This window comes from Cellulomonas fengjieae (assembly GCF_018388465.1).
Taxonomy (GTDB): domain Bacteria; phylum Actinomycetota; class Actinomycetes; order Actinomycetales; family Cellulomonadaceae; genus Cellulomonas; species Cellulomonas fengjieae.
Map to the genome: position 1 here is coordinate 1863293 of NZ_CP074404.1, position 26948 is coordinate 1890240.

The 26948-nt window shown below is 72.8% G+C and carries 24 protein-coding genes; 12 read left to right on the forward strand and 12 right to left on the reverse strand.

Translation table 11 applies throughout. The features are described from left to right. Nucleotides 1-9 precede the first annotated feature (9 nt). The 7 genes from KG102_RS08635 to KG102_RS08665 all read right to left on the reverse strand — a co-directional run bounded on the left by KG102_RS08635 (nucleotide 10) and on the right by KG102_RS08665 (nucleotide 8117). Nucleotides 10-807, reverse strand: a complete 798-nt coding sequence (locus tag KG102_RS08635; protein WP_208289969.1) for an HpcH/HpaI aldolase family protein — start codon at nucleotides 805-807, stop codon at nucleotides 10-12. Beyond that, the gene (locus KG102_RS08640) at nucleotides 792-1511 is read right to left on the reverse strand and encodes a 2-keto-4-pentenoate hydratase (RefSeq protein ID WP_243884821.1); all 720 of its coding nucleotides are present in this window, start codon (nucleotides 1509-1511) and stop codon (nucleotides 792-794) included. The genes KG102_RS08635 and KG102_RS08640 overlap by 16 nt, the downstream gene beginning before the upstream one ends. 74 nt (nucleotides 1512-1585) lie before the next feature. After that, complete coding sequence (hpaD, locus tag KG102_RS08645) at nucleotides 1586-2689, reverse strand: 3,4-dihydroxyphenylacetate 2,3-dioxygenase (RefSeq protein WP_249667544.1); 1104 nt, start codon at nucleotides 2687-2689, stop codon at nucleotides 1586-1588. A gap of 61 nt (nucleotides 2690-2750) precedes the next feature. Beyond that, complete coding sequence (gene hpaE / locus KG102_RS08650; RefSeq protein ID WP_208289967.1) at nucleotides 2751-4250, reverse strand: 5-carboxymethyl-2-hydroxymuconate semialdehyde dehydrogenase; 1500 nt, start codon at nucleotides 4248-4250, stop codon at nucleotides 2751-2753. After that, nucleotides 4247-4969: a GntR family transcriptional regulator gene (locus KG102_RS08655; RefSeq protein WP_208213494.1), complete on the reverse strand. Its 723-nt coding sequence runs from the start codon at nucleotides 4967-4969 to the stop codon at nucleotides 4247-4249. The genes hpaE and KG102_RS08655 overlap by 4 nt, the downstream gene beginning before the upstream one ends. Beyond that, on the reverse strand, nucleotides 4951-6423 hold the full coding sequence (locus KG102_RS08660) for a fumarylacetoacetate hydrolase family protein (RefSeq protein ID WP_208289966.1): 1473 nt from the start codon (nucleotides 6421-6423) through the stop codon (nucleotides 4951-4953). Before KG102_RS08660 ends, KG102_RS08655 begins: the two co-directional genes overlap by 19 nt. 50 nt (nucleotides 6424-6473) lie before the next feature. Beyond that, on the reverse strand, nucleotides 6474-8117 hold the full coding sequence (locus KG102_RS08665) for a thiamine pyrophosphate-binding protein (RefSeq protein WP_208289965.1): 1644 nt from the start codon (nucleotides 8115-8117) through the stop codon (nucleotides 6474-6476). A gap of 98 nt (nucleotides 8118-8215) precedes the next feature. On the opposite strand from KG102_RS08665, the gene KG102_RS08670 reads away from it, so the two are divergent. After that, the gene (locus tag KG102_RS08670) at nucleotides 8216-10060 is read left to right on the forward strand and encodes an FAD-binding monooxygenase (RefSeq protein ID WP_208289964.1); all 1845 of its coding nucleotides are present in this window, start codon (nucleotides 8216-8218) and stop codon (nucleotides 10058-10060) included. 6 nt (nucleotides 10061-10066) lie between these two features. On the opposite strand, the gene KG102_RS08675 is transcribed toward KG102_RS08670, so the two are convergent. Then, nucleotides 10067-10954 carry a phenylalanine 4-monooxygenase gene (locus KG102_RS08675; RefSeq protein ID WP_208289963.1) on the reverse strand — a complete coding sequence of 296 codons (888 nt, stop codon included), beginning with the start codon at nucleotides 10952-10954 and terminating at the stop codon, nucleotides 10067-10069. A 75-nt stretch (nucleotides 10955-11029) separates the two neighbouring features. Then, nucleotides 11030-11851, reverse strand: coding sequence for a universal stress protein (locus KG102_RS08680; RefSeq protein ID WP_208289962.1), 822 nt, complete (start codon nucleotides 11849-11851; stop codon nucleotides 11030-11032). Nucleotides 11852-12251: 400 nt separating this feature from the next. Here KG102_RS08680 and KG102_RS08685 point away from each other — a divergent pair, with 400 nt between their 5' ends. From KG102_RS08685 to KG102_RS08700, 4 genes are all read left to right on the forward strand, one after another. Next, nucleotides 12252-12860, forward strand: coding sequence for a DUF5709 domain-containing protein (locus KG102_RS08685; RefSeq protein WP_208289961.1), 609 nt, complete (start codon nucleotides 12252-12254; stop codon nucleotides 12858-12860). A 115-nt stretch (nucleotides 12861-12975) separates the two neighbouring features. Further along, complete coding sequence (locus KG102_RS08690; RefSeq protein WP_208289960.1) at nucleotides 12976-14202, forward strand: PP2C family protein-serine/threonine phosphatase; 1227 nt, start codon at nucleotides 12976-12978, stop codon at nucleotides 14200-14202. Between the two features lie 81 nt (nucleotides 14203-14283). Continuing rightward, complete coding sequence (locus KG102_RS08695; RefSeq protein ID WP_208289959.1) at nucleotides 14284-14712, forward strand: SRPBCC family protein; 429 nt, start codon at nucleotides 14284-14286, stop codon at nucleotides 14710-14712. Between the two features lie 62 nt (nucleotides 14713-14774). After that, nucleotides 14775-15794 carry a zinc-dependent alcohol dehydrogenase family protein gene (locus KG102_RS08700; protein ID WP_208213485.1) on the forward strand — a complete coding sequence of 340 codons (1020 nt, stop codon included), beginning with the start codon at nucleotides 14775-14777 and terminating at the stop codon, nucleotides 15792-15794. 19 nt (nucleotides 15795-15813) lie between these two features. Here the strand turns inward: KG102_RS08700 and KG102_RS08705 are convergent, their stop codons facing one another. Beyond that, nucleotides 15814-16314 carry a DUF4334 domain-containing protein gene (locus tag KG102_RS08705; RefSeq protein WP_208213484.1) on the reverse strand — a complete coding sequence of 167 codons (501 nt, stop codon included), beginning with the start codon at nucleotides 16312-16314 and terminating at the stop codon, nucleotides 15814-15816. Between the two features lie 133 nt (nucleotides 16315-16447). Further along, nucleotides 16448-18841, reverse strand: a complete 2394-nt coding sequence (locus KG102_RS08710; RefSeq protein WP_208289958.1) for a helix-turn-helix transcriptional regulator — start codon at nucleotides 18839-18841, stop codon at nucleotides 16448-16450. A gap of 597 nt (nucleotides 18842-19438) precedes the next feature. On the opposite strand from KG102_RS08710, the gene KG102_RS08715 reads away from it, so the two are divergent. The 7 genes from KG102_RS08715 to KG102_RS08745 all read left to right on the forward strand — a co-directional run bounded on the left by KG102_RS08715 (nucleotide 19439) and on the right by KG102_RS08745 (nucleotide 26160). Next, nucleotides 19439-20662, forward strand: coding sequence for a hypothetical protein (locus tag KG102_RS08715; RefSeq protein WP_208289957.1), 1224 nt, complete (start codon nucleotides 19439-19441; stop codon nucleotides 20660-20662). 13 nt (nucleotides 20663-20675) lie between these two features. After that, nucleotides 20676-20981, forward strand: coding sequence for a hypothetical protein (locus KG102_RS08720; RefSeq protein ID WP_208289956.1), 306 nt, complete (start codon nucleotides 20676-20678; stop codon nucleotides 20979-20981). Next, entirely contained in the window at nucleotides 20978-21226 is a 249-nt protein-coding gene (locus tag KG102_RS08725) for a hypothetical protein (protein ID WP_208213480.1), read from the forward strand. The genes KG102_RS08720 and KG102_RS08725 overlap by 4 nt, the downstream gene beginning before the upstream one ends. A gap of 10 nt (nucleotides 21227-21236) precedes the next feature. Then, a complete protein-coding gene (locus tag KG102_RS08730) occupies nucleotides 21237-23096 on the forward strand; it encodes a S8 family serine peptidase (protein ID WP_208289955.1) in 1860 nt (619 codons plus the stop codon). A gap of 68 nt (nucleotides 23097-23164) precedes the next feature. Next, entirely contained in the window at nucleotides 23165-24193 is a 1029-nt protein-coding gene (locus tag KG102_RS08735) for a trypsin-like serine peptidase (protein ID WP_208289954.1), read from the forward strand. Beyond that, complete coding sequence (locus KG102_RS08740; protein ID WP_208289953.1) at nucleotides 24190-25197, forward strand: hypothetical protein; 1008 nt, start codon at nucleotides 24190-24192, stop codon at nucleotides 25195-25197. The genes KG102_RS08735 and KG102_RS08740 overlap by 4 nt, the downstream gene beginning before the upstream one ends. A 165-nt stretch (nucleotides 25198-25362) precedes the next feature. Continuing rightward, nucleotides 25363-26160 carry a response regulator transcription factor gene (locus tag KG102_RS08745; RefSeq protein WP_208289952.1) on the forward strand — a complete coding sequence of 266 codons (798 nt, stop codon included), beginning with the start codon at nucleotides 25363-25365 and terminating at the stop codon, nucleotides 26158-26160. 50 nt (nucleotides 26161-26210) lie between these two features. Here KG102_RS08745 and KG102_RS08750 read toward each other — a convergent pair whose 3' ends face one another. Further along, on the reverse strand, nucleotides 26211-26831 hold the full coding sequence (locus KG102_RS08750) for a flavodoxin family protein (protein ID WP_208289951.1): 621 nt from the start codon (nucleotides 26829-26831) through the stop codon (nucleotides 26211-26213). Between the last annotated feature and the right edge of the window lie 117 nt (nucleotides 26832-26948).

The window sequence follows — 26948 nt, forward strand, 5'->3', positions numbered from 1 at the left end:
ATGCGAGCGTCAGGAGCTTGTGCCCTCCGCGGCTGCGGACCCGAACTGCTCAGCGAGCGCCTCGGACCCGCGCGCGAGGAGAGTCACGTCGGCCCCGACGAGCACGAAGGTGGCGCCGGCACCGACGTAGCCGCGGGCCAGGGCAGGGTCGAACGCGTTGACACCGACGGGCTTGCCGGCCGCGCGCACGGCCTCGAACGTGCGGTGCACGGCGGCGACGACGTCCGGATGGTCCTGCCGGCCGAGCAGCCTCATCGAGGCGGCGAGGTCGGACGGCCCGACGAAGACGCCGTCGACGCCGTCGATCGCCGCGATGTCGGCCGCGGCCTCGACGCCCTCGGCGGTCTCGATCTGCACCACCAGAGACACGTGCCGGTCAGCATCCTGGAGGTACCCCTCGACGCGGTTCCACCGGGCCGAGCGGGCCAGCGCGGACCCGACGCCCCGGCGCCCACGCGGTGGGTAGCGGACGGCCTCGACGACCGCCTGCGCCTGCTGTGCCGACGACACCATGGGCACGAGGAGGTTCTGCGCCCCGAGGTCCAGGACCTGCTTGATCGTGACGACGTCACCGGTCGGTACCCGCACGACCGGGGTGACGGGGTACGCGGCGATCGCCTGCAGCTGGGCCAGCACCGACTCCAGGCCGTTGGGGGAGTGCTCCATGTCGACCAGCAGCCAGTCGAGCCCGGAGCCCGCGCAGATCTCCGCGACGAGCGGGCTGCCGGTGCACACCCACATGCCGGTCAGCGGGCGGTCCGCTCGCGCGAGGGCGTCGCGGAACGTCGGTGTCAGCGGAAGCGGCATGTGATCGTCCCCAGGTCGTGATAGTCGGCGAGCACGGTGTCGCCCGGGTGCACCCAGATCGGGCGGGTGAACGAGCCGGCGAGCACCAGCTCGCCCGCCTCGAGCCGGTCGCCGTGCTGGGCCAGCTTGTTCGCCAGCCACACGACGCCCATGGCGGGGTGGCCCAGCACTGCCCCGGCCACGCCGGACTCCTCGATCGTCTCGTTGCGGTGCAGCAGTGCGGGGACCCAGCGCAGGTCGACGTCGTCGGGCCGGACGGGGGTGCCGCCGAGGACCATCGCCCCCATCGCGGCGTTGTCGCTGATGGTGTCGACGATCGTGCGGCCCTGGAGCGCGATGCGTGAGGACAGGATCTCCAGCGCGGGCACCACGTGCTCGGTGGCGGCCAGCACGTCGATGATCGTCGCGTCCGGTCCCTCGACCGGCTCGGCCAGCCGGAACGCGAGCTCGACCTCGATGCGCACGCTCGAGAACCGGTCGTGCTCGATCACCGACCCGTCCTCGTAGACCATGTCCGCGAAGATCGACCCGTAGTCCGGCTCGTCGATGCCCGTGGCCGCCTGCATGGCCTTGGAGGTCAGGCCGATCTTGCGGCCGACGGGCCGCCTGCCCGCGGCGATGGCGCGCCTGCGCCACTCGCTCTGCACGGCGTAGGCGTCCTCGACGGTCATGCCGGGGTGGCGCGCCGTGAGCAGCGGCACCATGGTGCGGTCACGTTCGGCCGCGGCCAGCTCGTCGGCGACGGCCGCGACGGCGTCTGGCGACAGCACACGGTCGCTCACAGCTGGTGCCCCAGCTTGTACTCGCCCTGCTTCCAGCTCGGCAGCTCCTCGGGCCCGTCGCCCTTGCGCGTGTAGGAGAACCCGTCGGCGCCGATGGTGACCTCCATCTCGCTGCTGTCCGTGCGTGCGACGACCGGCTGCGGGACGCCATCGAGGTCGAGGACGAGCGACGCCTCGGTGTACCAGGAGGGGACCACCGGGTTGCCCCACCAGTCGCGGCGCTGGTTGTCGTGCACGTCCCAGGTGACCACCGGGTTGTCCGGGTCCCCGGTGTAGTAGTCCTGCGTGTAGATCTCGATGCGGTGCCCGTCGGGGTCGCGCAGGTACAGGTAGAACGCGTTCGACACCCCGTGCCGGCCGGGGCCGCGCTCGATCCGGTCCGACATCCGCAGCGCGCCGAGCTTGTCGCAGATGGCCAGGATGTTGTGCTTCTCGTGGGTCGCGAACGCGACGTGGTGCAGGCGCGGTCCGTTCCCGCCCGTCATCGCGGTGTCGTGGACGGTGGGCTTGCGGCGCATCCACGCGGCGTAGGTGGTGCCCGCCTCGTCCTGGATGTCCTCGGTCACGCGGAACCCGAGGTCCTCCAGGTGCCTCACCGCGCGCGGCACGTCGGGCGTGACCTGGTTGAAGTGGTCCAGGCGCACGAGCACGCCCGGGGTGTACAGGTCGTAGCGCCAGGCGAGCCGCTCGACGTGCTGGACGTCGTGGAAGAACTCGTACGGGAAACCGTGCGGGTCCTGCACGCGCACGGAGTCGCCGACCCCTGTGGTGAAGCCGTCGGCCCGGCGCTCGACCCGGCATCCCAGCTCGCGGTAGAACGCGACCGCCTTGTCGAGGTCCTCGGGCGCGCGAACCCGGTAGGACAGCGCGGCGACCGCGGCCACCGGCCCCGCACGCAGCACGAGGTTGTGGTGGATGAACTCCTCGAAGCTGCGCAGGTAGACGCCTGTCTCGTCCTCCTCGGTCACCACGAGGCCGAGCACGTCGACGTAGAAGCTCCGGGCCGCCGGGAGGTCGGTGACGACGAGCTCCATGGAGGCGGCGCGCAGGATGTCGGGCGGCGGGCAGGCCGGCGTCGGGATGGCGTCCGCCGCCCGGATCGTGTCGTCGGCGGTGACGACGGGCTCGGGCCCGTGCGGGGTGAGGGGCGTCGCGCTCACGTCAGAGTCCTTTGCCGAAGGTCGGGTTGTGCGCGCCGCCGAGCGTGACGTGCACCGCCTGCTGGTGCGTGTAGAAGTCGATCGAGCGGTACCCGCCCTCGTGCCCGAGCCCGGAGGCCTTGACGCCCCCGAACGGGGTGCGCAGGTCCCGGACGTTGTTGCTGTTGAGCCAGACCATGCCCGTCTCGAGCGCCTGGGCGAAGGTGTGCGCCCGCCGCAGGTCGTTCGTCCATACGTAGGCCGCGAGCCCGTAGCGCACGCCGTTGGCGAGCGCGAGCGCCTCCTCGTCGGAGTCGAACGGCGTGATGACGACCACCGGGCCGAAGATCTCCTCCTGGAACACGCGGGCGTCCGGGGCGACGTCGGCGAAGACGGTGGGAGCCACGTAGTTGCCGGCGGGGAAGCCCTCCGGGCGCCCGCCTCCCGCGACGAGGCGCCCCTCGGTCCGGCCGAGCTCGATGTACTCCATGACCTTGGCGTAGTGCTCCGGGTGCACGAGGGCGCCGACCTCGGTCGCCGGGTCGTGCGGGGGACCGACGACGACACGGGTGGCCTGGGCGGCATAGCGCTCGACGAACTCGTCGTAGATCTCGCGCTGCACGAGGATCCGGCTGCCCGCCGTGCACCGTTCGCCGTTGAGCGAGAACACCCCGAAGATCGTGGCGTCGATCGCCGCCTCGAGGTCCGCGTCGGCGAACACGACGGCGGGGGACTTGCCGCCGAGCTCCATCGACAGGCCCTTCAGGTGCGGGGCCGCGTTGGCGAAGATGAGCTGCCCGGTCCGGCTCTCACCGGTGAACGAGATCAGCGGGACGTCCGGGTGCCGCACGAGCGCGTCGCCCGCCTCCTCACCGATCCCGTGCACGAGGTTGAAGACGCCCTCGGGCAGCCCGGCCTCCTCGAAGATCCCCGCCCACAGGGACGCCGAGAGCGGTGTGAACTCCGCCGGCTTGAGCACGACCGTGTTGCCGGTGGCCAGCGCGGGTCCGAGCTTCCAGGACTCGAGCATGAAGGGGGTGTTCCACGGCGTGATGAGCCCCGCCACGCCGATCGGCTTGCGGTTGACGTAGTTGATCTGCCGGCCCGGCACCTTGAAGGCGTCGTCGGTCTGGGCGACGACGAGGTCGGCGAAGAACCGGAAGTTCTCGGCCGCTCGGCGCGCCTGCCCGAGTGCCTGGGTGATCGGCAGCCCGGAGTCGAAGCTCTCGAGCTCGGCGAGGCGGGCGTCGCGCGACTCGACGAGGTCGGCGACACGGTGCAGGATCCGCGAGCGTTCACGCGGCAGCATCCGGGGCCAGGGACCGTCGTCGAACGCCCGCCGCGCCGCGATGACGGCCCGATCGATGTCCGCCGCTTTGCCCGCGGCAGCGCGCAGGTACGTCTCGTTGGAGACGGGACCCAGGACCTCGAACGTCGACCCGTCCATCGAGTCGACGTGCGCGCCGCCGATGTAGTGCTGGATGCGCTCGGGCAGGTCCGCCGGGACATGGTGCGGGGTCATCGGATCACCTCTCGGTCCCTGGTCACGTCGGCGTCGACCGGCGCCTCGGGGTGCTCGTGGCTGAGGTAGGCGGTGAGCGTGGCCGAACGGTGCGACCGGGCCGCACGCTCGATGTCCGCCAGGGGTGCGCCGGCCTCGACGAGGTCGACGATGGACTCGTGCTCCCGCACGGACTCCCGCGCGCGACCGGGCACGAAGCTGAACGTCGAGTCGCGCAGGTGCCCCAGCCGCACCCACTCCGCCTCGACGAGCGCGAGCAGGTGCGGGTTCGGGCAGGAGGTGAAGAGCGCCGAGTGGAACTGCTGGTTCAGCGAGGTGAAGAGCCGGGGGTCGAAGTCGTCGAGCAACTCGACGAGACGGCGGTTGAGCAGGCGGGCTCGTCGGACGTCGTCCACGCTCAGGTGCCGCGCCGCGAGCGCCGTGGCCGCCCCCTCGAGGATGGCCAGCGTCTCCATGCTGTGGCGGTACTGCGAGTCGTCGATCATCGCCACGCGGGCGCCGACGTTCCGCTCGAAGGTCACCAGGCTCTCAGCCTCCAGCCGGCGGATCGCCTCCCGCACCGGCACGACGCTCATCCCGAGCTCGTCCGCGATGGACCCGAGGACCAGCCGGTACCCCGGCGCGAGCTCCTCACGGGCGATCCGCTCCTTGATCCAGTGGTAGGCACGCTGCGACTTGCTCCCGGCGGGAGCGTCCTGGCTCACCGGCTCGCGCGCCATGCGTCGTACCTCGACCTCCACTGCGGGTTCATCGGGAAGAGACCCTCGATCGGGTGTCCGGCCGCCACCTGCTCGGCGATCCAGCCGTCCTCCTCCTCCTGGGCCAGGGCGGCGTCGACCACCTCCTCGACGAGGGCCGGGGGGATGACGACGACGCCGTCGCGGTCACCGACGACGACGTCGCCGGGCTCGACGGTCGTCCCGCCGCACGCGATCGCGACGTCGAGGTCCCACGGCACGTGGCGCCGGCCGAGGACGGCCGGATGGGCCCCGGCCGAGTACACCGGGATGCCGACCGCGGCCACGGCGTCGTGGTCACGGACACCGCCGTCCGTGACGATGCCGGCGGCGCCCTGCGCGTGCGCGCGCAGGGCGAGGATGTCACCGAGCGTCCCCGACCCGGTCTCGCCGCGCGCGCTGATGACGAGCACCTCGCCGGGCTCCACGGTGTCGAAGGCGCGCTTCTGCGCGTTGTAGCCGCCGCCGTGCCGGGCGAACAGGTCCTCGCGTCCCGGCAGGAACCGCAGGGTGCGCGCGGTGCCGACCAGCGTGGCGGACGGGTGCATCGGCAGGACGCCGTCGATCGTCACCTCGTCGAGACCCCGCTTGCGCAGCTGGGCGCTGAGCGCGGCGACCGGTGCACGGAGCAGCTTCGCGCGCAGCTCCGGGGTGAGGACGGACGACCGCGGGGACGGTGCCCCCCACGCCTCGGCACGCTGGACGTCGTCGACGGCGGGCAGCGACCCGAGCGCGTCGTCGAACGGGTGCTCGCCCTGGGTGACGGTCGTGACGAGCCGGCCGGAGGTCGGCGCCCCCGGCGCGTCCGGTGCGTCGACCTCGACCTCGACGACGTCCCCGGGGACCACGACCGAGGAGCCGGCGGGCGTGCCGGTGAGGATGACGTCGCCCGGCTCGAGCGTGAGGTGCTGCGACAGATCGGCCACCAGCCGGGGGAGCGGGAAGAGGAGCCCCGCGGTGGTGTCGTCCTGGCGGAGCTCGCCGTTGACCCAGGCCCGGACGCGCAGCGCGTCGGGCCGGACCGCCCGGGCGTCGAGCAGCTCGGGTCCGATCGGCGTGAACCCGTCGCCGCCCTTGGACCGGACGTTGGAGCCCTTGTCGTTGGCGCGCAGGTCGTACAGCCCGAGGTCGTTGGCCGCCGTGACCCAGGCGACGTGCTCCCACGCGTGCTCGACGGGCACGTGCCGGGCGGTCGTGCCGATGACCAGCGCGACCTCGCCCTCGAAGGCCAGCAGCTCGGTGCCGTGCGGGCGCTCGACCGTGCCGCCGGACGCTGCCACTGAGCTCGACGGCTTGAGGAAGTACGAGGGGTCGGAGGGCCGGCGGCCGCGCTGGTCGGCGCGGGAGGCGTAGCTCAGGTGCACCGCGATGATCTTGCCGGGACGGCCGGGCAGGGCGGAGAAGCGGTGGTCGGTGCCGGTGCTCTCGTCGGTCATGTGGTCCTCGCCCGTCTGGTCAGGGGTCGTGTGCGGTCGTCGGTCACGGGTCACCCGCTCGCCTGGGCGATCTCCTCCCAGAACGGCGCGACCACGGCACCGGAGATCCGGAGGTCCAGCAGGAGGAACGGGCGGTCCGCCGGCGGGCGGGCACTCCACGTGGTGAGCACCTCCAGGTCCTCCACCGAGCACACGGCGACGCCCTCGGCACCGAGCGCCGTGGCGACGGCGGCGAAGTCGACCTCCGGGATGAGCATGGGGTCGGGCGCCAGACCCTTGCGTCCGTACAGGTGCACCTCGGCGCTGTAGGCCCCGTCGTTCCACACGACGGCGATCCCTCGGCCACCTGCGACCCGGACCGCCGACTCGAGGTCGGACAGGGCCATGAGCCCGCCCCCGTCGCCCGTGGTCAGGACCACCGTCGCCTCGGGCCGGGCGAGCGCGGCGCCGACGACGCTGGGGAAACCGAGCCCGATCGACTGGAACGCGGTGCCGACCATGACCATCCGGTCCGGTGCGGACACCGGCCAGTACATGTTCGACCAGCCGAGGAAGTGCCCGCCGTCGGAGACGACCACGCGGTCCTCGGGCAGCAGCTCCGCCAGGCGGGCCGCCGCCGACCGGGGGTCCAGCCGCCCGTCCGCCGCGATCCCGTCGCCGGCGTCGTGCTGTCGGGCGGTCGTGAGGTCGACGGACTCGCGCCACCCGCTCGGCGCACCCGTGAGCTCGCCCAGGATCGCTCCCGCGACCACTGCGGCGTCCCCGCGGACGTACCCGCTGACGTGCGGGTGCGTGGCCGCGGGCGCCACGTCGACCTGGAAGAGCCGGCAGCCGGGGGCGAACAGCTCGCCGAACCGCATCGTGAACTGGTTGAGCGCCGCGCCGACGACCACCGCGACATCCGCCTCGCGGACCAGCGCCATCGCCTCCTCGGCACCGAACCCGCCGGCGACTCCGAGGTCGAACTCGTTGCGGGGGAAGATGCCCCGTCCGAGCGCCGTGGTCGTGGTGAGGGCACCGGTCGCGTCGGCGAGTGCACCGAGCGCCTCGCCCGCGCCGGCCAACCAGGCACCGCGGCCGGCCAGCAGCAGCGGCCGGCGCGCCGTGGCCAGGGCCGCCGCGATCTCGCGCACCACGCCGTGGGCGAACTCTCCCCTGACGGCCAGCGGCGCGGGCAGTCGCGGGGTCGGTGTCTCGGGCACCCCGCCGGTGTCGAGGGTCGCGACGTCGTACGGGATCGCGAGGACGGTCGGCACCCGGTACGTCAGCGCGTGCTCGACGGCGATGACGGTCGTGGCGGCGGCGTCCGTGCGTCCCACGGTGTAGGTGCGGGCGCCGACGGCCGACGCCATCGCGATCTGGTCGACGTCCCAGGGGCGCGGTCCCGACGTCGGCTCGTCGCCCACGACGAGCACGAGCGGCACGTGCGCCTGCACCGCCTCGGCCAGGGCGGTCAGGGTGTTGGTGAACCCCGCCCCGTACGTCGTGGTCGCCGCGGCCAGCCGCCCGGAGGACCGGTGGAACGCGTCGGCGGCGACGACGGCGCCTGCCTCGTGTCGCACCGGGACGAAGTCGGCGTCGGTCTGGCGCGTCAGGGCGTCGAGGAAGTACGCGTTGCCGTTGCCCATGACTCCGAAGACGTGGTCCACGTGGGCGGCGAGCGTGATGGCGACGTGCGCGGAGACCGTCGTCATGGCGGGGGCCTCTCGGTCCGGGGCGACCGCGGCGTTGCGGTTCTGGGGATAATATACGATCCGTTCACCTCGACAGCGGCGTCAGGGGAGTCGGTCCCATGCAGTTCCACCACCACGGCTACGTCTCCGGCGATCCGCGGATCCAGCCCGCGGCAGGCGTCGGCCTCGACCGGCCCGACGAGCTCCCCGACGAGGTGGACGTCCTCATCGTCGGCTCCGGGCCGGCAGGGATGATCGCCGCCGCACAGCTCTCCCAGTTCCCCGAGGTCACCACCCGGATCGTCGAACGCCGCGAGGGTCGGCTCCCGATCGGGCAGGCGGACGGGATCCAGGCGCGCAGCGTCGAGACGTTCCAGGCGTTCGGCTTCGCCGGGCGGATCGCCGAGGAGGCGTACCGGATCACCGAGATGTGCTTCTGGCACCCGGACCGCACGGATCCCTCGCGCATCGTGCGCGGCGAGCGCCCGGCCGACGACCCCGGCGGCATCAGCGAGTTCCCGCACCTGATCGTCAACCAGGCGCGGGTGCTCGACTACTTCGCCGAGTACATGGCGAGCTCGCCGAGCCGGATGGTTCCCGACTACGGCTACGAGTTCGAGGGCCTGGTGCGGTACGGCGACCACGTGGACGTCACGCTCAGGCGCGCCGGGCAGGTGAAGGTGGTGCGAGCCAAGTACGTCCTGGGTGCCGACGGTGCCCGCAGCCGGGTACGTGCGTCGATCGGCTGCACCATGGCGGGGAACGCGGCCTTCCACGCCTGGGGCGTGATGGACGTCCTGGCCGTCACCGACTTCCCGGACATCCGCCTCAAGTGCGCGATCCAGTCGGGTACAGGGGGCAGCATCCTGCTCATCCCGCGCGAGGGCGGGCACCTGTTCCGCATGTACGTCGACCTCGGCGAGGTCGACCCCGACGGTCACCACGAGGTGCGCAGCACCACGATCGAGCAGATCGTCGCGCGCGCGCAGGCGATCCTGCACCCGTACACGCTCGACGTGCGGGACGTGGCCTGGCACAGCGTCTACGAGGTCGGACACCGGCTGACGGACCGGTTCGACGACGTCCGGGTCGAGGAGCGGGGCACGCGGACCCCCCGGGTGTTCATCGCGGGCGACGCCTGCCACACGCACAGCGCCAAGGCCGGTCAGGGCATGAACGTCTCCATGCAGGACGGCTTCAACCTGGCGTGGAAGCTCGGGTACGTGCTCACGGGCCGCAGCCCGGAGAGCCTGCTGGCCACGTACTCCGCGGAGCGTCAGGCGGTGGCCCAGAACCTCATCGACTTCGACAAGGAGTGGTCGACGCTGATGGCAACGCCGCCGGAGGAGCTGGGGGACCCCGGCGCGCTCGCGGACTTCTATGTGCGCACCACAGAGTTCCTGTTCGGATTCATGACGCAGTACCCGCCGTCGATGATCGTCGCCGAGCCGGTCCACCAGGCGCTCGCCACCGGCTTCCCGGTGGGCAAGCGGTTCAAGTCCGTCCCCGTGGTTCGCGTCGCCGACGCGAACCCCCTGCACCTCGGGCACCAGCACCGCGCGGACGGTCGCTGGCGCGTGTACGCGTTCGCCGACGAGGACGCCTCCCTCCTGTCGACGTGGGCCGAGTGGATGGCCGGCGCGCCGGACTCCCCGCTGAGCCAGGGCGTCGTCGACCTCAAGGCCGTCTACCAGCAGCGACATGTCGACGTCGATCTCGCGGCCGTGCCGGAGCCGTTCCTGCCACGGACAGGTCCGTTCCAGCTCGTCGACTACGAGAACGTGTTCGCCACCCACCCGGACGACGACATCTTCGAGCTGCGCGGCGTGGACCGGGGCGGCTGCGTCGTCGTCGTGCGGCCCGACCAGTACGTCGCCGCCGTCCTGCCGCTCGACGCGACGGACGCCCTCGCGGCGTTCTTCCGCCAGCACCTGCGTGTCCCGGAGCGGGTGGCGCAGGCGTAGCTCCGTCTACGCGGCGTCGTGGGCCAGCCGGGCGGGTGTCTCGTCGTCGAACTCGGCAAAGAAGCCACCCACCCGGTCGGTGAGCTCGCTCATGCCGTCGCAGGCGAACAGGATCGGCTGGTAGTGGCTGATGTCGTACTCCAACGTAGCCATCTGGTGGAAGTCGACCGGGCGCACGTCCGCGCCACGGAACTCCTCGATCTCGCCGTAGGAGGACAGCAGCCCGGCGCCGTACGCGCGCAGCTCGCCGTGCTCGTACATCACGCCGAACTCGATGGTGAACCAGAAGACGTCGGCCACGTACTGCAGGCCCTCGGGCGTCTGGCACCGGCGTGCAGCCTCGCCGGCCCGCCGCTTGACCTCGGCGATGCCGGGATTCGCCAGCAGGTTGCAGTGCCCGACCACCTCATGGATGACGTCCGGCTCCGGGGTGTACAGCGGTTGCGAACCGTGCCGCAGGTACTGGGTGGAGTGGAACACCCCGTCCGCGAGCGAGCCGTAGAACACGTCGAGCGGCACGAGCCCCGCCGCGGGATGCAGCCGGAAGTCGCTGAGCGACCCGAGCCCCGCACTGACCTCGTCGAGCTGCAGCACGTGGTCGGTGGGCAGGCCCAGGGCCTCCTTGCCCTCCAGGAAGCCGCGGATCGCGAGGCGCTCGTGCTTGGGCGCCAGCTCCCGGCACACGGTCGCCCAGATCTCGTTCTCCGCGTCCGTGTACTCGACGCGCGGTACCGGGTCCCCGGGCTGCCAGCCCAGGGCCGGACCGGCGATCGCCTCACGGCGGCGGCGGTAGTCCTGGTCCTGGGCACCCGGGTGGTCGTCGGCGAGGTGCACCGTGACCGTGCCGTCCTCGTCGGCGGTGACGGGGGCGTACAGCTGTCCTTCTTCGAACATGCGACCCGTTCTACGCCACAAGCCGGGCGGGCGCCATACCTCGACGTCCGCCGACGGCGTCGAGGCCGTGGCCTGTCAACCCACCGACGGCTGGACGACGACGACGGGGCAGCTCGCGTGCGACACGACCACCTGGCTGACCGAGCCCAGCAGCAGGCCACCGAAGCCTCCCCGGCCGCGGGAGCCGACGACCAGCAGCTGCGCGTCGCTGGCTGCGTCGAGGACGACCGGCGCGGGGGCGCCGAGCTGCACCACCGTCTCGACCTTGACGTCCGGGTACCGGTCGGCATGGCCCGCCAGGCTCTCCGCCACCACGGCCTTCTCGGTGACCAGCAGCTGCTCGACCTCCTCGAGGGTCCACGGCGGGACCGGGCCCATCATGGCCGGCAGGTCCCAGGCGTGCACCGCGACGAGGGGAGCGTTCCTCCACGATGCCTGGTCGAAGGCCAGGTCGATCGCACGGACGCTCGTCGGTGAGCCGTCGACCCCGACGACGACGGGTCGCACGCCCGACGTCGAGGAGGCGTCGGGAACCTGGCGGACGACGACAACCGGGCAGTGGGCGTGCGCCGCGACAGCGCTGCTCACGGAACCCAGCAGCAGGCCCTCGAACCCGCCGCGTCCGCGTGATCCCACCACCAGGAGGTGGGCGTCGCTGCTCAGCCTGATCAGCGCGCGCGGGACGCTGCGGTCCGCCTCGACGTCCGCGGTCACCTCCACGCCCGGGGCCTCGGAGCGCACGCGTTCCACCGCCGCGTCGAGCGACTGACCGTCGCCCTCTCCCACGTGCACGAGCCGCAGCGCGCGGCGTTCTCTGCGAGCCTCCTGCGCGGCCCACGCCAGAGCCTGCTGAGCCTGGGGTGAACCGTCGTACCCCACCACGATCGCGCCGTTCATCTGCTACCTCCGATGTGCCTTCGCCGCGCGGCTTCGGCGGCGTGGTGACTCTCGTGCGGCAACTCCCCGAACGCACCGAGCGTGAGCTCCGGAGCGCTGGGCTGTATCGATCATGCGCCCGCTCGCCGTCGTCCGCTCACCAGGACGCCTCGGGCATGGCTCGTCGGCAGCTCCAGGCGTGCCGCCACCAGCCCCGCCGCGCTGGTTCCGCAGCAGATGAGGGCTCGGGCATCACCCGGTGCCGGTCACCTACGAGGCGTCTGCACGGTAGAGCTTGATGACCCGTCTACCGTGCTTGAAGGCGCGCAGTGACGGGGGAAGGTCCTGGAGATCCGTACGGCAGTTCGGACCCGCCGGGCGCCGCCTCGCAGGGCACGTCGGTCGGTGTCATCGTGCATTCATGACTGACGAGACACCGGGCACCCGCACGGACCCCGCCCTCGGCTCCGAGGGCGACTCGAACCAGCTCCCGGGTGAGGACACGTTGGCGGAGCCCACCGACGACACGATGCTCGACGAGGGCTACTCCCCGCCGGACCACCCGCGGCAGAACCGCTTCGGTGAGACGGCATGGGAGGAGGCGCACGGCGAGACGCTCACCCAGCGCCTCGAGGAGGAGGAGCCCGAGGTCTGGGAGGACGTCGCGCCGGCCGACCCGAACGTCACACCGGACGGGGCGGGCCAGCTGGTCGAGGACGACGATGCGGTCGCGGCCGGTGGCACCGACGTGTTCGCGATCGAGACCGGGTCGGCCGCCGGCACGGTCAGCGCGGAGGAGGGCGCGATCCACGTCGTCGAGGAGGAGGACGTGGTCCTCGACCAGCTCGAGCTGGCCGACGCCGACGAGACCTTCGAGGACGAGGACCCGCGCGTCGACCAGGACGTCCTGTTCGACGATCTCACCGCAGGCACCGACGGGGCGACCGACCGTGACGTGCTGGGTGATCTCGGCCTCACCGAGGACCCGCTCAGCACCGACGCGCCCTACCTGGCGGAGGACGACACCTGACGAGCGGCCTGGGTCCGCGAGGTTCGCTCGACGACGGTGGCCGCAGGGGCGGGGGAGAAGCCCTTCGGGCAGGTCCCGGCGGGCGGCCGTTCGGTGGCCGTGACATGGTTGCGCCGTGACTTCTCTTGCCCAGGTCGACATCCCCGCGCTGCTCACGGCCGTGGAGGACGTCCCCCCTGCCGAGGCGATGTCCGTCGCCGCGGACCAGCTGCGCCGGACGCTCGGCGTGCAGTCCGCGACGTTCCTGATCGCCGACGCTGCAGGGAGCACGCTCGTCGATCCTGCGGACCCGGAGGGCCGATTCGAGCTCGACCGCACGGAGCCGGGGCGGGCCTGGCGCGAGCAGCGCACCGTGCACGGTCCGGACGGATGGGTGTACTCGCCGGTGACCGTGCGCGGCGATGCCCTGGGCGTGCTGGCCGTCCAGATGCCCGTGCGCACCGCTGGCGAGGACGCCACGCAGGACGTGGCCACAGCCGAGCATCTCGCCGCCGTGGCACACGCCCTCGGCTATGTCCTCATCGCGAACCAGCGGCACACCGACAAGTACGAGACGGCCATGCGGCCGGTCGAGTTCACGCTCGCCCGCGAGATCCAACGACGCCTCCTGCCGCCCGGGTTCGTCTGCGAGGGCGGATCCTTCACGATCGCCGGATGGCTGGAACCCTCCGCCAGCGCCGCCGGCGACACCTTCGACTACGTCGCGTCCTCCGACCGCCTCACGGCGTCGCTCACGGACGCCACGGGTCACGACCTGGGCGCCGCCATGGTGGCGACCCTCTCGGTGAATGCCCTGCGGAACGCCCGGCGGCGGGGTGCCGACCTCGCCGAGCAGGCCAACGCCGCCAACACCGCCCTGCTCGAGCACGGCGGGGACCGCAGCCTCGTCACGGGGATCCTCCTGGAGATGGACCTGCGGTCGTCCGGTGGCGAGGACGGCGGCGACGACCGCACGGTGGCTCGGATCATCAACGCGGGGCACCCCGGCGCCCTCTTGCTCCGCGACGGGCAGGTCACCAGCGTCGCGCCGGCCAACAACCCGTTGCTCGGGCTGCAGGAGCACGAGTTCCAGGTGCAGGAGATCGAGCTGTTCCCCGGCGACCGGTTGCTGCTCATGACCGACGGCATGTTCGAGCGCAGCGCCGCGAGCTTCGACCTGCCCGGTGCGCTTCGCGACACCGCAGACCAGCACACCCGCAGCGTGGCCCAGGGCATCTCCCGGATCTTCCTCGACACGGTCGGCAACGACATCCAGGACGACGCGGCCCTGCTGCTCCTCGAGTGGCACGGCGGCACGACGAGCCGAAGCACCCATGGTGGGGCGGACCACGAGCACCACTAGCGCCCGGTCGCGGGCCGGAGCGGGCTCGCACGCTCCGGAAAAACTCCTCGCGCCGCGAGAGGCCGTCACTACACTCGGCGCATGCCCGGCGTGCAGCACACGGTCATCATCGCGGCCCCGCCCGAGCGGGTCTGGGCCGTCGTCGTCCACGTCGAGCGCTGGCCCGAGCGGATCCCGACGGTCGAGGCCGTCGAGCGGCTGGACGACGGCCCGCTCGCCGTCTGTTCCCGGACCCGGTTGCAGCAGCCCCGGCTCGCCGCGGCGGTATGGACGGTCACGGAGCTGTCCGAGGGGTCGTCCTTCACGTGGGTGTCCCGGTCGTCCGGCGTCACCGTGACCGGCCTGCACGCCGTCGAGCCGCACCCGGAGGGGAGCCGGCTGACGCTCGCCCTGACGATGTCCGGCCCGCTGTCCGGGCTCGCCTGGTTGCTGACGGGCTCGAGGACCAGGAGCTATGTCGCGACGGAGGCCGCCTCCATCAGGCGCGCTGCCGAGGCTCCGGCCGCGTAGAGCGGTGGCGCGCACGCGCCCGGTGGGATGCACTGGCTCCTAGGTCGAGCGAGGAGTACGTCATGCGTGGAGTCGTCATGTACGCCCCGGGGGACGTGCGGGTGGAGGACCGCGAGGACCCGACCCTCGTCGAGCCGACCGACGCGATCGTCCGGCTGACGGCCACCTGCATCTGCGGCTCCGACCTGTGGCCGTACCGGGGTGCCGAGCCCGTCGACCACCAGCCCATGGGCCACGAGTACGTCGGCGTGGTGGAGCAGGCCGGGGACGGCGTCCGGGACGTCGCGGTCGGTGACTTCGTCGTCGGGTCGTTCTGGGCCTCCGACAACACGTGCGAGATCTGCCGGTCCGGGTATCAGGCGTACTGCATCCACCGGGTGCTCATGGGCACCATCGGCACCCAGGCCGAGAAGGTGCGCGTGCCCCTGGCCGACGGCACCCTCGTCGCGACCCCGGGGCAGCCCGACGCCGACCTGGTCCCGTCGCTGCTGGCGGCGTCCGACGTCCTGGGCACCGGGTGGTTCGCCGCCGTCGCCGCGCAGGCCGGTCCCGGCAGGACGGTCGCCGTCGTGGGCGACGGGGCCGTCGGACTGATGGGTGTGCTGGCCGCGAGGGAGCTGGGGGCGGAGCGCATCATCGCGATGTCGCGCCACGCCGAGCGGCAGGCGCTGGCCCGCAGCTTCGGGGCGACGGACATCGTCACGGAACGCGGAGATGCGGGCGTGGCACACGTCAGGGAGCTCACGGGCGGGCTCGGTGCGCACAGCGTCATCGAGGCGGTAGGCACCCAGGAGTCGATGATGCAGGCCATCCACGCCGCGCGGCCCGGCGGGCACGTCGGGTTCGTCGGCGTCGCCCACGGCGTCTCCCTGCCGGGGGAGGACCTGTTCGGGGCGGGGATCCACCTGCACGGTGGACCGGCCCCCGTGCGCCGGTTCCTGCCGGACCTGGTCCGGCGGATCTGGGACCGCGAGATCGAGCCCGGAAAGGTCTTCGACCTGACGCTGCCGCTGGAGGACGCCGCCGAGGGCTACCGTGCGATGGACGAGCGTCGCGCCGTCAAGGTGCTGCTGACCGTCTGAGCCCGACCTCCCGGGTGACTCACCGGTCGGTGACGCGGTGCAGCCGGAACAGGTACGGCTGCGCCATCCCGCGCGCGTCCATCGCACCCAGCACCGTGTCGTCGTCGACGGCCCGGAACACGTCGATCACCGGCAGGTCGTCGTAGACGAGCGCCGCCGAGACCACGCCGCGGAAGCGGACCTCGCGCAGCCGGGCCCGCGGTCGACGGGTGGTCATGAAGGGCCGGACGAGCGCAAACGCGCCCGCGGCGGGCGCCGTGCCCAGCAACGGAGCCACGCGCAGGACCAGGCCGAGCGGCACCAGGGCCGGGTTGACGGCGGTCAGACCGCCCCGCCCGCGGAAGACCAGCGGCTGAACCCGGTCGTCGTCGTCGAACCGCTTGCCGAACCACCCGAGCCGTTCCAGCACCCCGTCGAGCCGGTGGCCGGTCGGCACCCCGGTGCCCCGCCACAGCCCGCGCAGGTCGGAGCACCCGACCGGCGCGAGTCGGTCGTAGCGGTCCAACGCGTTCTCGGACATGGTCACCTCCCGGGTGCGGTGCCTCAGCGTGGCACCGCCGGGCGACCCGCGCGTGCCTAGCGTCCAGCACGACGCGTCCGTCGATCGCACTGTGCTCCGATCCTGGCGAAGATGTCGTTGATGTGCGCCGTGGTCAGCCGCGCGAGTGGCCGGGCGCACGCGGTACGACGGTGCCGTAGGCCAGGTCGAGGTCCTCGCGGCGGGCGATGCCGAGCTTGCGGTAGATGTGCTGCAGGTGGTTCTCCACGGTCCGGCGGGACAGGCTCAGCCGTTGCGCGATCTGCGCGGACGTCTCGCCGCGCACGACGGCTTCCGCGATCTCCAGCTCCCGGGGGGTCACTCGGGCGACCCGCGCAGACGCGGCCCCCCACGACTCGGGCAGCGCCACGTCGTCCTCCTGGTCGAGGCGGCCCAGCACCCGCGTGGCCCGCGCGGCCCATTCCACGCCCAGGTGGGAGCGGTCTGCACCGGCCAGGGCGGCGGCGGCAGTCTCTGCAGCGAGCCAGCGCAGACCGAGCCCTTCGAAGTGCTCCGCGGCGTCGGTCAGGCCCGGCCGGTCGCCGCTCACGGCCGCAACGGCGTGTGCGCCGTACCGGACCGCCAGGTCGAAGTCGGCGGTGTCGGCGACCTGCGCGAGCTCGTCGGCCACCGCGGCGGACGGATTGGTCCGGGCGACCAGGTGGAGGGCCTGCAGGAGCACGAGGGGCCACCCCCCGGTGCGGGCCCGGTCGGCCACCAGTCCGGCGAGCTCGGCGGCGGCCCGCCGCCGGCCTCCGAGCAGCAACGCCTCGGCTTCCGCGAGGTGCCCCAGCTCGGTCAGCAGAAGGGGCGCCGGCGTGGTCCGGGCGTCACCCGGAGCGGCGCTGTCCGCGCCCGGTTCGCGGCCCGACATCCGGTGGGCCAGGGCCAGGGCCTGCAGGATGCCGCGGCGGTCCACGAGGGGGGCCGCCTGCGCTAGCGACGCGGCGCTCTCCGACAGGCGACGGCGCGCGAGCTCCGGCCGCGCCTCGGCGGCGGCGGCGCGGCCCCGCAAGAAGGCGCCCAAACAGTAGGCCAGGTGCCACTGCTCGTCGATGCCGACGCGGCACAGACGCTCGCCGTGGGAACCGGCCTCCCGGACGGAGCCGCGGACCAGGTTGGCGAGTCCCACGGTGAACACCAGCAGGCACTCGGATGTGGTGCGCTCCACGCCGGGCGGGCCGGCCGGCGCGGTGCCGGCCAGATCCAGCGCCTGCTCGACCTGCCCGAGCTGCAGGTGCGCCCAGCTGGTGGCGGCCAGGCGCAGTGAGCGGCTCTGCTCGGGCAGCCGCGTGCTCGCCAGCGACCGGCCGCCTACCGCGGCGGCCGCCTCCAACCGCCGGCCGGACCAGGAGTCCGCGCACAGCATCGCCACCGGGTCGGACCCCACGGTGTCGGAGTCGTCCGGCTCACCGGCCAGCGCGCGCAGCGCGGCTGACCAGGGCGGCCCGGCGGAGGGTACAGGCGATGCCGCAGGCTCGGCGCCGCCGGCGGGCATGGGCGCACCGAGCGTGATGGCGGCGTCCCTGAACCGTCCCTGCTCCGCCAGCGCGGCCGCGCGCACCTGCACCGCGGCCGCGTCCGGCATCTCGTCGGTGAGCTCCACGGCGAGGGCGGTCCGGTGGCGCCGGAGGGCGGTGGCTGCGGCGGGAATCCGGACGCTCTCGGGCAGCCCGACCCCGGTCTGCACGCACGCGGCGACGGCGGCGACCATCGCGTCGCCGTCGCCGTGCCTCTCCACCGCGAGCGCCTCGACCAGCGCGGCGCGCAGCGCGCGCTGGCGCAGCTGGGAGACCGACGCGGCCGCGACCTGGCCGTCGAGGTGCCGTGTCAGGTGGACGAGCACACCGTTCCGGGTGGACGTACTCATGAGCCAGCCGCGGTCCTCGGCGTCCGTCACCGCCGCGAGGGAGTGCACGCGCACCAGGACCGGCAGCGACAGAGGTTCGGCGATCGCGAGGGTGGTCAGCACCTCCAGCACCGCGGAGGGCTCGTCCGCCAGGATCGACCACACCCGCGCCGCGGTGATCGGCGGCACGGTCAGCGGCAGCGCCCAGGACCACACCGCGTGCCGACGCTGCAGCCGGCCCGTGAGCCGGCCGTGCTCGATCATCTCGACCAGGCACAGCGGGTTGCCGCTGCTGAACTGGACGAGTGCGGCGCCGTCGACGGGGTGCAGAGGCCCGTCGAGCACCGCGCGCGTGTGGTGGGACAGGTCCGCGGCCCGCCACGGCGGCAGCTCGACCAGGACCGGCGCCTCTGCGGGCCGGAACCGGCTCAGCAGCTGCTCGAGCGCGGACGACCGGACGGTCGCGACCAGTGCCGCACGCCGCGCGTCGACGGCGTCGGACAGCAGGTGCAGCAGGGACGGGCTCCACCGGTCGAGGTCGTCGACGGCCAGGATCCGTCGTCCCGATGGCGCCAGCTCGGGCGGGTCCGGTTCCAGCAGCGCCCGGATCGCCCGCGGCCGCAGCGCTCCCGCGGGGAGCACCGGCGGCTGGCTACTCATCTTGCGGGCGCTACCCAACCCGCGCATCACACCGCGCAGCGCATGGGTCTTCCCGCTGCCTGACGGACCGACGAACACGGCGCCCGACCTGCGGCTGTCCGCGAGCGCGGCCAGAGCCACCTGCACGGGGTCTGGTCGGGGCCGCGCCCCCATGCTCTCCATCTCGACCCACCCATCCGAAGCGGCACCGTGACAGAACCAAGTATCCGTAGGCGACCCGGCCGGGGGATGTGCGTACTAGTACTCACTCGACACCTCCGGCCGGAATGAGTAGGCATCTACGGTTGACATCGACGGAGGCGGGCGCGGCGCCCCGAGCACGGTGCCCGCTCGGCACCGCGATCACGGGCAGCTCCGCGTCGAACGACGCTCCGAGCCGGGCCGTCTCCGCCGGGGAGTGTCGCCGTGCTGCGGACCGCGGCGCCAGGGTGCCCCGTACTCACTCCGCGCCGCCGTCCGGGCCGCGCGGCGCCCGGGACATAGGTAGCCGTACTCACGCGCCCGCTGGGCACGGGCCGAGTATCGCCATGCCCATGACCAGCGGAGTCGCCGCCAGCACAGTGAATGGCGTCCACCCCGGAGCACCAAGGAGTCATCATGAGCGGATCGATGAGCGCAGAGGTCGACAGCATCGGCGCGGCCTCCACCGGGAGCGGCTCGTCGCCGGGCACCCCGGCCACCGGAGGCACCGACACCGAGCGGCCCTCCTACCTGTCGCTGTACAGCTCGAGCTCCACGACCGAACCGCTGATCCTCATGCCGGCGGGGATCGTCGGCGACATCGTCGGCAGCCTCGGGAGCACGATCGGCGGCGAGCTCGGGGGCTGGTTCGGTGACCGGGCTCTCGGCAAGACGCTCGGGGGCGCCGCGGGCGAGCTCATCAAGGGCCTGTCGCCCTGGTCGGTCGTTCCCCCGTCCGTGGCTCCGGCGTCAGCCGGTCCCGGTGCGGTGCCCAGCGGCTCCGACGAGTCGCTGGTGATCGTCCCGGCAGGCTTCATCACGGGCCTGCTCGGCGGCGTCGGAGGCAAGCTTCTCGGCGGCGCGGTCGGCGGTCTGTTCGGCAACAAGGATCTCGGCGAGCAGATCGGCGGGGGCGCCGGCGGTGCCCTGGGCTCCTTCTTCGGACCGTTCTCCGTCGTCCCGCCGCAGAACGTCGCCCCCCAGTCCAACGGCCCCGCGGCCACCACGCCGCAGGAGGCGATGGTGGTGGTGCCGGCGGGCTGGCTCGGCCACCTGTTCGGCGGCGTCGCCCGCGGCGTGGGGCAGATGGTCGGCGGTGACACCGCCACGACCGTCGGCAACATCGCCGGCGACCTGGCGGAGAAGTTCGTCCCGTGGTCGGCTCTTCCCCCGAACCTCGTCCCCGCCTCCGCCGGACCGGCCGGGCCGCAGCAGACGGAGGACCTCGTGCTGGTGCCCGCCGGATGGTTCGGCAAGATCGCCTCGACGTTCGGGAGCACGATCGGTCGCGGCGTCGGCGGCTGGCTCGGGAACGCGAAGCTCGGTGCACAGCTGGGCGGCGCTGCCGGCGAGGCCCTCAAGGCGTTCTCCGTCCTGCCCGACGCCCTGCAGCCCGCGTCGGCGGGTCCCGGCGGAGGCGGCACCGAGGAGGACAAGCTCGTGGTGGTCCCGGCCGGTGTGATCGGCGGTCTCCTCGGCAGCCTCGGCGGCCTGGTCGGCGGGTCGGTCGGCGGGATGTTCGGCAAGAAGGACCTCGGCCGTCAGATCGGTGACATCGCCGGTGGGCTGGCCGAGAAGGTCCTGCCCTGGAACACCGGCGTGGAGCCGTTCAGCATGCTGCCGCCCGCAACCGCGCGCTGAAGGGGTGACCGTCATGCCTTTCACCTGGATCCGCGACGCGGACTCGGCGGTGCACACGTCCACGACCGTCGCCCCGGCGGCGGCGGTCGTGGCGGACGACCAGCTCCTTCGGGCCGCCTCCGTCCTGCCGAAGATGTTCGCCTACCTCCGCGACAACGCGCCGAACCACCCGAGCCTGGCGCCGGCGATCGCGGAGACGACCACGGCGGTCGCCGCCTATCAGTCGGGCCGGGCGGACGACGTGCAGGCGGCGCTGCGGCGAGCGCTGCAGGCGATCGAGGCCGAGCGCCGGACCGATCCGACCATCCCGCAACCGTGAGCACGACAGACGGGCCCGTGCCCCGGACCGAGCAGTTCATCGTGGCCGGGCCGCCCGGTGTCCTGCGGCCGCTGCTCGACCTCCTGGAAGCCGACCCCGAGACCGCGGTCACCGGCGTCACCCGGAACGACCAGACCGATCCCGAACGACTGACCATCTCCATCGACCCGGCGAGGGCGGCCGCCATGAGGACAGCCCTCGGGACGCTGGTCCTCATCGAGCCGGACGAACCTCTCATCCTCTAGGACCGCCACCATGACCGACGTCCTCTCAGCCGGCTCCCCACCGAGCCGTCCCCGCACGTTCCTGGTTGCTCAGGACACGTCCATCAACCCGGCCAGCGCCGGCCCGCTCCAGTTCGACTGGATCGTCGAGCAGCTCAGCGCCACCCCCGGCGTGCACGTCGAGAAGACGCTGCGGCCGCAGAACCTGCGTGCGATGAACCTCAGCAGCTCGGTCACCGACGAGGTCGTGGTCGCCACCATGACGGAGGACGTGGCGGCCGACCTCGGCCGGCACCCGCAGGTGCTGGTGGAGGAGGACGCCCCGCTGCTCCCGCAGCCGGCGGAGGTCGACGCCCCCACCGGGACGGTCGACGTCAACCCCGGTGTGCTCAGCCCGTTCGGGGTCAGCAGCTCGTGGACGGTGCAGGTGACGGGGACCGACGGCGCGCCGGTGGCCGAGGCGACCGTCTACCTCTACGGCAGCGGTGTCCCGGTCCAGGGGCGTACCGACGGCCAGGGCACGGTGACCCTCAGCCTGATGAACGAGAGCGACGCGACCCTGCGCGCCCTCTACGTCAACCCGGTCCGCGACTACTGGTCGCTGTGGCTGGCACGGCCGCCGCTGACCGGCGGTGCCACCACGACCATCACGCTGCAGCCGCTGGCGGACTCCACCACCGGGTTCCCGGGCACCGAGGTGCTCGGGTGGGGCCAGCAGGCGATGCGGCTGGACCAGGTGCCCGCCGACATGAGCGGGCGTGCCATCAAGGTCGCTGTGGTGGACTCCGGCGCCGCGGTGACCCATCCCGACCTCGCCGCCATCGGCGAGGGTGTCGACCTCACCACCACGCCGACGAACGACACCCAGTGGCGCGACGACACGATCGCCCACGGATCCCACTGCAGCGGGGTGATCGCCGGCGCCCGCAACGGCAGCGGGGTCCGCGGGTTCGCCCCGGACGCCGAGCTGTTCGAGGCGCGGATCTTCCCCGGCGGCCGGATCAGCAGCCTGATCGACGCGGTGGACTACTGCATCGACCACGAGATCGACGTGGTCAACATGAGCCTGGGTACCGGCGGCACCTCGCAGATCATGTTGCAGAAGCTCGCACAGGCCAAGGAGCTGGGCGTGGCGTGCATCGTCGCGGCCGGGAACACCGGCGGAGAGGTGCAGTTCCCCGGCACCTCGCCCGACGTCCTCACGGTCTCGGCGATCGGCCGAGACGGCACCTTCCCGGAGACCAGCTACCACGCGCAACAACGCTGGACGGGCGGGTCGGGGGACCAGGGCTACTTCTCCGCGCAGTTCTCCTGCCACGGCCCGGAGGTCGACGTCGCGGGACCGGGCGTCGCCGTGCTCTCGACCGTGCCGGCGACGGGGTACGCCTCCTGGGACGGCACCTCGATGGCCACCCCGCACGTCGCGGGGCTGGCCGCGCTCGTGCTGGCGCACCATCCCGACTTCCAGACCCCCGAGCTCCAGCTCCGCGGGGCGGCGCGCGTGGACCGGCTGTTCGCCATCCTCAAGGCCTCGGCCACCCCGCTCGCGTTCGGCGACCCGCACCGGGTCGGGCACGGCCTCCCGGACGCCCCACGTGCGCTCGGGCTGGACGCGGGCGCTGCGCCGGGCGGGCTGCAGGAGGCGCAGGCGACCGCCGTGCAGGTCGCGCTCGCGCAGCTGGCGCAGGCCATGTCCCGGGCCGGGCTGCTCGTGGACGTCGCGTCCGTCCAGCCGCTGGTCTCCGCCCACCTCGCGGCGGTCGACAGCACAGGCACCAGCACCCAGGTGCGGCGGGGTCTCGCCGACCTGCTCGCACGGATCCGCGGCGCAGGCCTGTGGAACAAGCGGCCGCCCGAGTTCTCTGCCGGCGCCGGCCGAACGCCGTTCTGAGCAGCCACGCACGGCTGTCGGAGGAGGAGCGCGGACATGGTCGGGACAGCAGCGATGGCGGTCGGCTCATGAGCGAGACGGCGGCGGCCATCCCGAACGACGACAACCCCTCCAGCAGCGCGCCAGAACGGCTCCCGGAGCCCGACGACCCGTCGCGGGCGCTCCACGAGAAGGTCCGCGCAGCCCCCTCGTCGGCCTGGCGCCTCGAACCCGAGGAGCGCAAGCGCCGCTACCTGACCCGTCACGGCGTGGGCCTCCCGGCCCAGGCTCCGCCCGAGGAAGTCGACGACGCACTCGAACGGGTCATCGGAGCCCGCGACTTCCTGCCTGGCAACTGGCTGTCGCTCGGTGCGCGGCGGGCGGACGCGGTGGGCATGGTGCGGCTGCCAGGTCAGACGGCGACAGGGTTCCTGGTCTCACCCTGGCTGCTGCTGACCAACGCCCACGTCCTGCGCGACCCGGACAGCGCCCGCGGCCAGGAGGTCGTCTTCCGCTACGTGCTCGACGAGCGCGAGCGCGCCGGCCGCGCACGGACGGTCGGTCTCGACCCGGACGCCTGCTTCGTCACCGGGTCCGTCGACGACGACGGGCTGGACTTCACGGTCGTCGCCCTGGAGCCGTTCCCGAACGGGAAGCCGGCCGGGGCGACGCTGGGCGTCATCCCCCTGCGCGGCCTCACCGGCAAGGCCGTCCTCGGGGATCACCTCAACATCATCCAGCACCCGGGTTTCAACACTCCGTTGCACGTCGCCCTGCGCAGCAACCTCCTGGTCGAGCTCGACGACGAGCGCCACCTCACGTACGAGACGGACACCGACTCGGGATCCTCCGGCTCGCCCGTCCTCAATGACGACTGGGACCTGGTCGCCCTCCACTCCCGGGCGGTCTCCGCCCGCGACGAGCACGGCCAGGACATCGACCGGGACGGTCAGCTGGTCACCCGCGACACACCGGCGTCGCGCCGCGTCTGGGTGGCCAACCGCGGCGAGCGCGTGTCCGCCATCGTCGCGGAGCTCCGAGCACGAGCCCTCGACGCGGCCGGGAGCCGCGCGGGCGACCTCATCACCGAGGCACTGACCCTGGGGGGGAACACATGACCGCGTTGCTGCTCGTGCACGGACGCAGCCAGCAGATGGCGAAGGAGCTCGGGCGCGACCAGGATGCCGTGGACCGCTACGTGGCCGGGAAGACCCGTACCTGGCTCGGCGGACTGGCCAGGGGATTCGTGCTCTCCGGGGCGGGTCCGGTGCCCGCGGACGTGACCTACTTCCCGTTCTACGGCAACGACCTGGCCGACGCCCTCGTGGCCTACGAAGCGGCCGGTGGTCCGCGACCGGATCTCGAGGCGGGAGTGGACATCGCAGCTCTCCACCGCGAGATGGTGATCGAGGCGGCCGAGGAGACGGGGTTCCTGGCGTCGCACCACATGCTCGACCACGACGCCGCGACGATCGACGCGGTACGGGAGGTGGAGAGGCTGCGCCGCAGCGGGCAGGAGGCGGGATGGTCCGACCTCCTGCAGCTGAAGATCGCCCGGTCGGCGTTGCAGTTCCTCTCGGACAAGACGGGCACGGCCGAGTGGGTCATCGAGCAGTACCTGCGGGATGTCGCCTACTACCTGGCCGACCGCGGCGCACGCGACCTGGTGCAGGGGCACGTGCGCAGGTCGATGGAGCAGGCGCGCGACGACGGGCACGGCGAGATCATCGTGATCGCGCACAGCCTCGGCACCGTCGTCGCGTACGACGCGCTCGATGACCTGCCGGAGGGCGTGACGGTGCGGCTGTTCGTCACGGCCGGGTCCCCGCTGGGGCAGAAGGTGGTGCGTCGGAACCTGCGCGGCCCCGACGTCGGCTCGGAGCGCCGTCCCGTGCCGAGGTCGATCACCCCCGTCGCAGGTCAACCGACGTGGGTCAACGCCTACGACGTGCGCGACGTCGTGGCGGTGATCCATCCCATCGCCCACCTCTTCTCGGGCGGCGACGCGTCCATCCGGGACGAGCGGACCCACAACCCGCTGTACCCGCACGCGATCGACGACTACCTGTCCGACCCGGACGTCGCCGGGCCGATCGCACAGGCGCTCGCCGCGGACCGGTGAGCGGTCAACCGGATCGGCGTTCGTCAGGGCCGGTTCGTACCACGGAGCCGAGCCGTGACAGGGACTCGCGCAGCGTGGTAGAGCGGGGGAGTGGGGGCAGCGGGGCCCGGGGGGGCGGCGGCGCTCGGTACGCGGGGTCGGCTGGTTGACCTCGCGGTGGCGGCCATGGACGGCATCGGGGTGGAACCGGCGTTCCCCGTGCGCCTGCTCAGCCTGCTCTGCGACGAGCTCGACGCGACCGGCGGCGGCGTGTGGCAACGCGTCGACTGGCGCACCGGGGACTCCGAGCTGTTCCTGCACGGCCAGCCACAGGCCTCGGTTCCGACGTTGCTGCAGGCCACCCGATCGCTGCGCCACACGCACCCGTTGCTGGTGGCGTGCGCCCGCGGCGAGCTGGCACCGCTGACGGCACAGCAGGCCGCGGGAGGTCGCTCGGCATGGCAACGGTCGCCGTGCCAGCGATTCCTGGCCACCCTGGTGGAGTCGCCACAGATGGTGAGCGTCGGACTGCGTGGCGGCAGCACGGAGGTGTGTGGCCTGGCGTTCGCCCGGTCGGGGACGGACTTCACCCCGGCCGCACTGAGCTTCCTGGCCGAGGTGCAGCCGGTGCTCCAGGCGGTGGACCGGCACGTGACCCGGCTGAGCCGGTGGTCCGACACATCACCCGCCGGCGCCGCAGAGGTCGCGGGCCGGATCGGCCTCACGTCCCGCGAGGTCGAGGTGCTCGTCCTGGTCGCGGAAGGGCTGACCGCTACTGCGGCCTCGCGCCGGCTCGGCTGCTCGATCCGGACGGTGCACAAGCACGTCGGGCACCTGTTCCAGAAGCTGCAGGTGCACGACCGGCTCGGTGCGGTGCTGGAGGCCCAGCGGCTCGGGCTGCTTCGTTTCCCCTCTCCGCTGTTCCGTTCCCGTGCCTACTCGCCCGTGGCAGCCGGTCGGGGACACGAGCCGCTCCCCACGTGACGCCCCTGATCAGGCGTCGTGCCCGAGCGCCCCGACGCCTTCTGTGGCGGTCACGAGGGCGGGTACGGCTCGCGTGCCAGGAGCCGCGCAAGGTGCGCGGTGTGCGCGGCGAGGGTCGCGGTCGTCGACGCGACCGACTCCGGCGTCTGGTCGAGGTCCTGGTAGTCGACGCCCTCCATCGCACGGCCCACCCAGTACGTCACGGCACCGGCCGGGATCGTGAACCCCACGTCGTCGAGGGCCTGGAAGAGCTCGGCGCTGACGTGGTGCGCGCCGTCCTCGTTGCCGACGACCGCGACGGCGGCCACCTTGCCGTAGGTGAGGAGCCGGCCCTGGTCGTCCTTCTCGGACAGCTCGGCGTCGAGCCGCTCGAGGGCGCGCTTGGTGACGCTGGAGGGCTGGCCCATCCAGATGGGCGTGGCGACCACGAGGATGTGGGCCGCGAGGATCTGCGCGCGGATCGCCGGCCAGGCGTCGCCGTCGCCCATGTCGGCCTGCACGCCGGGCCGGATGTCGTGGTCGACGAGGCGGATCACCGTCCCGGTGACCCCGTGCGCGGACAGGGCGGAGAGGACCTGGCGTGCGAGCAGCTCGCTGCTCGAGGGTGCGGGGGAGGGGGAGAGGGTGCCGACGAGGACGACGGCCGTGAGGTCGGGCGTGGTGTTCGTCATCGAGGCATCGTGCGACCGGATCGGCGGGTCTGCCACTGGAGCGTGCGGACGACGTTCACCGACCGTCCCGGCGCGCGCGATCGGGCGCGGCGGCCTACCGTCGCAGCACGCCAGCCA

What these genes read in the sequence shown, in the direction of transcription:
- KG102_RS08635 (WP_208289969.1), bottom strand. Translation starts at nt 807, where the DNA reads ATGCCGCTTCCGCTGACACCGACGTTCCGCGACGCCCTCGCGCGAGCG.
- KG102_RS08640 (WP_243884821.1), bottom strand. Translation starts at nt 1,511, where the DNA reads ATGGTGCCGCTGCTCACGGCGCGCCACCCCGGCATGACCGTCGAGGAC.
- hpaE (WP_208289967.1), bottom strand. Translation starts at nt 4,250, where the DNA reads ATGACCCCGCACCATGTCCCGGCGGACCTGCCCGAGCGCATCCAGCAC.
- KG102_RS08655 (WP_208213494.1), bottom strand. Translation starts at nt 4,969, where the DNA reads ATGGCGCGCGAGCCGGTGAGCCAGGACGCTCCCGCCGGGAGCAAGTCG.
- KG102_RS08660 (WP_208289966.1), bottom strand. Translation starts at nt 6,423, where the DNA reads ATGACCGACGAGAGCACCGGCACCGACCACCGCTTCTCCGCCCTGCCC.
- KG102_RS08665 (WP_208289965.1), bottom strand. Translation starts at nt 8,117, where the DNA reads ATGACGACGGTCTCCGCGCACGTCGCCATCACGCTCGCCGCCCACGTG.
- KG102_RS08670 (WP_208289964.1), top strand. Translation starts at nt 8,216, where the DNA reads ATGCAGTTCCACCACCACGGCTACGTCTCCGGCGATCCGCGGATCCAG.
- KG102_RS08675 (WP_208289963.1), bottom strand. Translation starts at nt 10,954, where the DNA reads ATGTTCGAAGAAGGACAGCTGTACGCCCCCGTCACCGCCGACGAGGAC.
- KG102_RS08680 (WP_208289962.1), bottom strand. Translation starts at nt 11,851, where the DNA reads ATGAACGGCGCGATCGTGGTGGGGTACGACGGTTCACCCCAGGCTCAG.
- KG102_RS08685 (WP_208289961.1), top strand. Translation starts at nt 12,252, where the DNA reads ATGACTGACGAGACACCGGGCACCCGCACGGACCCCGCCCTCGGCTCC.
- KG102_RS08695 (WP_208289959.1), top strand. Translation starts at nt 14,284, where the DNA reads ATGCCCGGCGTGCAGCACACGGTCATCATCGCGGCCCCGCCCGAGCGG.
- KG102_RS08700 (WP_208213485.1), top strand. Translation starts at nt 14,775, where the DNA reads ATGCGTGGAGTCGTCATGTACGCCCCGGGGGACGTGCGGGTGGAGGAC.
- KG102_RS08705 (WP_208213484.1), bottom strand. Translation starts at nt 16,314, where the DNA reads ATGTCCGAGAACGCGTTGGACCGCTACGACCGACTCGCGCCGGTCGGG.
- KG102_RS08710 (WP_208289958.1), bottom strand. Translation starts at nt 18,841, where the DNA reads ATGAGTAGCCAGCCGCCGGTGCTCCCCGCGGGAGCGCTGCGGCCGCGG.
- KG102_RS08715 (WP_208289957.1), top strand. Translation starts at nt 19,439, where the DNA reads ATGAGCGGATCGATGAGCGCAGAGGTCGACAGCATCGGCGCGGCCTCC.
- KG102_RS08720 (WP_208289956.1), top strand. Translation starts at nt 20,676, where the DNA reads ATGCCTTTCACCTGGATCCGCGACGCGGACTCGGCGGTGCACACGTCC.
- KG102_RS08730 (WP_208289955.1), top strand. Translation starts at nt 21,237, where the DNA reads ATGACCGACGTCCTCTCAGCCGGCTCCCCACCGAGCCGTCCCCGCACG.
- KG102_RS08735 (WP_208289954.1), top strand. Translation starts at nt 23,165, where the DNA reads ATGAGCGAGACGGCGGCGGCCATCCCGAACGACGACAACCCCTCCAGC.
- KG102_RS08740 (WP_208289953.1), top strand. Translation starts at nt 24,190, where the DNA reads ATGACCGCGTTGCTGCTCGTGCACGGACGCAGCCAGCAGATGGCGAAG.
- KG102_RS08745 (WP_208289952.1), top strand. Translation starts at nt 25,363, where the DNA reads ATGGACGGCATCGGGGTGGAACCGGCGTTCCCCGTGCGCCTGCTCAGC.
- KG102_RS08750 (WP_208289951.1), bottom strand. Translation starts at nt 26,831, where the DNA reads ATGACGAACACCACGCCCGACCTCACGGCCGTCGTCCTCGTCGGCACC.